Raw genomic sequence first — 4057 nt, 5'->3', positions numbered from 1 at the left:
GGTCCAACCGCGCCCGTGCCCCACCCCGGCCGCCAGCCCCGTCCCCCACCACCGTACTGCCGGCGTGCTGTAACGGTATCGCGGTATTGCCGACCGCGATCAGCGGCACCGCCAGCAGCGCACCCGCGATCCCGCCGACCACCAAGCCGGCGGTGATCGCCAGGACGACGGCCAGCGGATGGATGCTCACCGCGCGACCCAGCAGCAACGGCTGCAGCACATGCCCTTCCAGCTGCATGACCGCGATGATGATGCCGAGCACGATCAGGGCCGTCACCGGGCCCTTGGTGACCAGCGCGATGAACACCGCGACGAACCCGGCGAAGAACGCGCCGATGATCGGGATGAACGCGCTGATGAACACCAGCGAGGCCAGCGGCAGCGCCAGCGGGACGTGCAGGATCGCCAACCCCGCTCCTATACCGATCGCGTCCACCGCGGCCACGACGACCGTGGCGCGCACGAACCCGACCAGCGTGCCGAAGCCCAGCTCACCGCCGGTGCGGACCTTGTCCCGGTGCGCGGTGGGGATGATCCGGGTGACGAAATGCCAGATCTGATCGCCGCCGTAGAGGAAGAAGATGAGGATGAACAGGATCAGGAACGCGCCGGTGAGGATGTGCCCGATCGCGGTGGCGGTGGTCAGCGCGCCGCTGGTCAGGCTCTCACGGTTGTCCTGGATGGTGCGCACGATGGTGTCACCGGCGCTGCGGATCTGCTGATCGCTCAGGTGCGGCGGACCGTTGATCAGCCAGTCCTGCACCTTGTGCACACTGTTGGTGACCTCGTTGGACAATCCCGGCACACCGTCGACGAACTGCTCCACGACGAAGGTCATGATTCCCGCTAGCAGGCCGATCGACCCGACCAGCGCGACGAACACGCCCAGCGAACGCGGAATCCCGACCCGCTGCATCCAGTCGACCAGCGGGGCGAGCAGCGCGGCCGCGAGCAGCGCGATCGCCAGCGGAATCACCACGGTGGCGAACTTCTGCACCAGCATCCCCACCGCGAGCAGGGCGGCGAAGATGATCAGCAGCCGCCAGGACCAGGCTGCGGCTTTGCGGACCAGCGGATGTACCGACTCCGCGTCCGCGCGCCACGGTGCGGACGTGGGCACGGAATCTACCTTCTGGTCGGTCACCCGAGAGAGCCTATCGGTCCGAACGCTAGATTGGTGGTCGTGTCGGCGCCCCTGGAAGCGGTCAAACAGACCATGCGAACGCGCTGGCCGCTGTATCTGACCTCGGTACTGCTGGCCAATGCCTTCGGCGCGGTCCTGGTGTGGGCCTTCATCCAATACGGCCTGCCGGTGCCCGAGGGCGATCCCGGCGTGCGCAAGACCGGCTTCCTCGCGCCGGTGCTGGTCTTCGGCGCCGCCGCGGTACTGAGCATCGTCGGCGCGGCGCTGATGTTGCGGCCGGTGATGCGCTGGCAGATGCGCGGCGGCCCACCGAGCAGGCAGGAACAGATGGCCGCGCTGCACGTGCCGCTGCGCCAGTCGATCCTGCATCTGGCGCTGTGGATCATCGGCGGCGCCATCCTGGCCGCGATGATCATCGTCGAATCGCCCGAGCTGGCGGGCGCGGTGATCGTCACCGAATGTATGGCCGCCACGATCGTGTTCGGCTTCACCTACATGCTCGGTGAGCGCATCCTGCGCCCGGTCGCCGCCGAGGCGCTGACCGAGGGCACCTTCGACCACACCCTCACCCCCGGCGTCGGTACCAGGATGGCGATGACCTGGGGCATGGGCACCTTCGCGCCGACCATCGCGATCGTGCTGCTGTGCGTCACCCAGATCTCCTCCGATGTGAAGTTCTCGGCGAACTCGCTGGCCATCTCGATCCTGCTGCTGTGCGGCGTGGTGATCATGCAGGCGCTGGCGCTGTCGATGCTCACCGGTTCCTCGATCTCCGACCCGGTGCGCCAGCTGTCCCAAGCCATCAACAGGGTGCAGGGCGGTGCGCGCGACGTGCAGGTGGAGGTCTACGACGGCAGTGAGATCGGCCTGCTGCAGGTCGGCTTCAACCGGATGATGGACGAGTCGGCCAAGCGGCGCAAGCTGCAGGAACTGTTCGGTCAGCACGTCGGTGAGGACGTGGCCCAGCGCGCCCTGGACTACGGCACCGAACTGGGCGGTGAGACCAGGTTCGTCGCGGTGCTGTTCGTCGACATGGTCGGCTCGACGGCCGCCGCGGCCGAACGTCCGCCGACCGAGGTCGTCAGCCTGCTCAACGAGTTCTTCCGGGTGGTGGTCGACGTGATCGACCGCCACCACGGTTTCGTCAACAAGTTCGTCGGCGATGCGGCGCTGGCGATCTTCGGCGCACCGCTGGACCGTCCCGACGCACCGAGCGCCGCGCTGGCCGCCGCCCGCGATCTGCGCGAGGCGCTGCGCGAGGTGACCAGCCTCGACGTCGGCATCGGCGTCTCGGCGGGTCTGGCGGTCGCCGGAAACATCGGCGCCGCGAATCGTTTCGAATACACCGTGATCGGCGACCCCGTCAACGAGGCGTCGCGGCTCACCGAATTGGCCAAAGATCAACCCGGCCGCGTTCTCGCTTCGGGCAGCGCGCTCTACTTCGCCGACGAAAGCGAGCAAGACCATTGGGAAACCGGCGACGAGGTCCAGCTGCGTGGCAGACGCAGGAAAACCCGCCTGGCCTGGCCCAAGCCGGCGACCGCCACGGACGACGCGGACCAGGAAGAACAGCTGCGTTCGTTAGGCGTACCTCCGCCTGCGCTCCGGCCATGCGCGGTCTGCGGACGGCCGGAGGCCGACTGTGCTCATTAGGCTGAGACCGTGACCGCCGACGGCGACCTAGCAGGCGACCCCGCCTCGCCACCGGCCGAGCGCCGCCGCCGGTTCCGGTGGGTGAAGTGGGTGCTCGGCGCGGTGCTGCTCGCCCTGCTCGTCGGCGAAGGCATCTTCCTGTGGCCGCGCCTGCACGAATCCTGGCGCACGCTCACCGAGATCCACTGGGGCTGGGTGGTCCTGTGCATCGTGTTGCAGGCGATGTCGATGAGCGGGTTCGGCCGGGTGCAGAAGCAGCTGCTGCACGCGGGTGGGGTCGACGTCAGCCAGGGCAAATCGGTGTCGGTGGTGTACGGCGCGACCGCGATGTCGGTGACGCTGCCCGCGGGCCAGGTCTTCTCCACCGCGTTCACCTACCGCCAGACCCGGCGCTGGGGTGCGAGCCCGATCGTCGCGTCCTGGCAGCTGGTATTCTCCGGCGTGGTGGCCGCGGCCGGGCTGGCGCTGCTCGGGATCGCCGGTGCGGCGCTGGTCGGGAACCAGATCGGGCCCAAGCTCATCGGGTCGCTGGTGATCTTGGCGGCGCTGCTGATCGCGGGCAACTATCTCGCCCGGCATCCCGGCACGCTGGAGTCGATGCTGCGCCGCGTGCTCGCGCTGGTGAACCGGCTCCGCAAGAAGCCCGCCAACCACGGCATCGCGAAACTGGCCGAGATCAGGGCCCAGCTCGAATCGGTCGACCTGGGCAGGAAGGACGCGGCGCTGGTCGGCGTCTGGGCGCTGATGCACCGGTTCGCCGACGTGGCCTGTCTCGGCGCTGCCTGTTTCGCGGTCGGCGCCGATCCCAAGTTGTCCGGCCTGCTCATCGCGTTCACCGCGGGCAAGGCCGTCGGTTCCATCCCGTTCGCGCCGGGCGGCATCGTCTACGTCGACGCGACGCTGATCTACGGCCTCACCGCCGGCGCGGGTCTGCCCGCCTCGCAGGCTGTCGCCGCCGCGTTCGTCTACCGGTTCGTCAGCTTCATCCTGGTCGCTATCGTGGGCTGGATCGTCTTCGCGTTCCTGTTCCGCACGCCGCAGGCCGACGACGCCGAGTACGAACAAGAGTTCAAGCAACAGCGCCGAATCTGAACGGAGGTTCAGCGCAGGGCACGGATGGCGGCGCGCCAGCCCAGCAGGAACAACGCGAGGACGCAGGCCGCGACGATCACGAAGCTCACCGCGACGCCCTGGCCGCTGACCGCGCGCAGCACCAACCCCCCGACCAGGGTGCCGAGCCAGAACACGATTCCCCCCCGC

The 4057-nt window shown here is 68.6% G+C and carries 4 protein-coding genes; 2 read left to right on the top strand and 2 right to left on the bottom strand.

Going from position 1 to position 4057, the window contains the following annotated elements:
- Positions 1–1144: AI-2E family transporter (locus tag ACFWPJ_RS12895; protein ID WP_378850368.1), on the bottom strand; the 1144-nt coding region annotated here is incomplete at its 3' end.
- A gap of 72 nt (positions 1145–1216) precedes the next feature.
- Between ACFWPJ_RS12895 and ACFWPJ_RS12890 the strand changes: the two genes are divergently transcribed.
- On the top strand, positions 1217–2797 hold the full coding sequence (locus ACFWPJ_RS12890; protein ID WP_378850388.1) for an adenylate/guanylate cyclase domain-containing protein: 1581 nt from the start codon (positions 1217–1219) through the stop codon (positions 2795–2797).
- 9 nt (positions 2798–2806) lie between these two features.
- Entirely contained in the window at positions 2807–3889 is a 1083-nt protein-coding gene (locus ACFWPJ_RS12885; RefSeq protein ID WP_378850365.1) for a YbhN family protein, read from the top strand.
- Between the two features lie 8 nt (positions 3890–3897).
- Here the strand turns inward: ACFWPJ_RS12885 and ACFWPJ_RS12880 are convergent.
- Positions 3898–4057, bottom strand: a 160-nt coding sequence (locus ACFWPJ_RS12880; RefSeq protein ID WP_378850385.1) for a DUF3054 domain-containing protein, incomplete at its 5' end; no start/stop codon positions are given.

The sequence above is a fragment of the Nocardia sp. NPDC058497 genome (assembly GCF_042720195.1).
Lineage (GTDB): Bacteria > Actinomycetota > Actinomycetes > Mycobacteriales > Mycobacteriaceae > Nocardia.
The sequence above is the reverse complement of the archived record's forward strand: the minus strand, read 5'-3'. Positions and strand labels throughout refer to the sequence as shown.

Bases quoted from the DNA above. Each gene is read 5' to 3' on its own strand.
- ACFWPJ_RS12890 (WP_378850388.1), top strand. From the start codon at position 1,217: ATGCGAACGCGCTGGCCGCTGTATCTGACCTCGGTACTGCTGGCCAAT.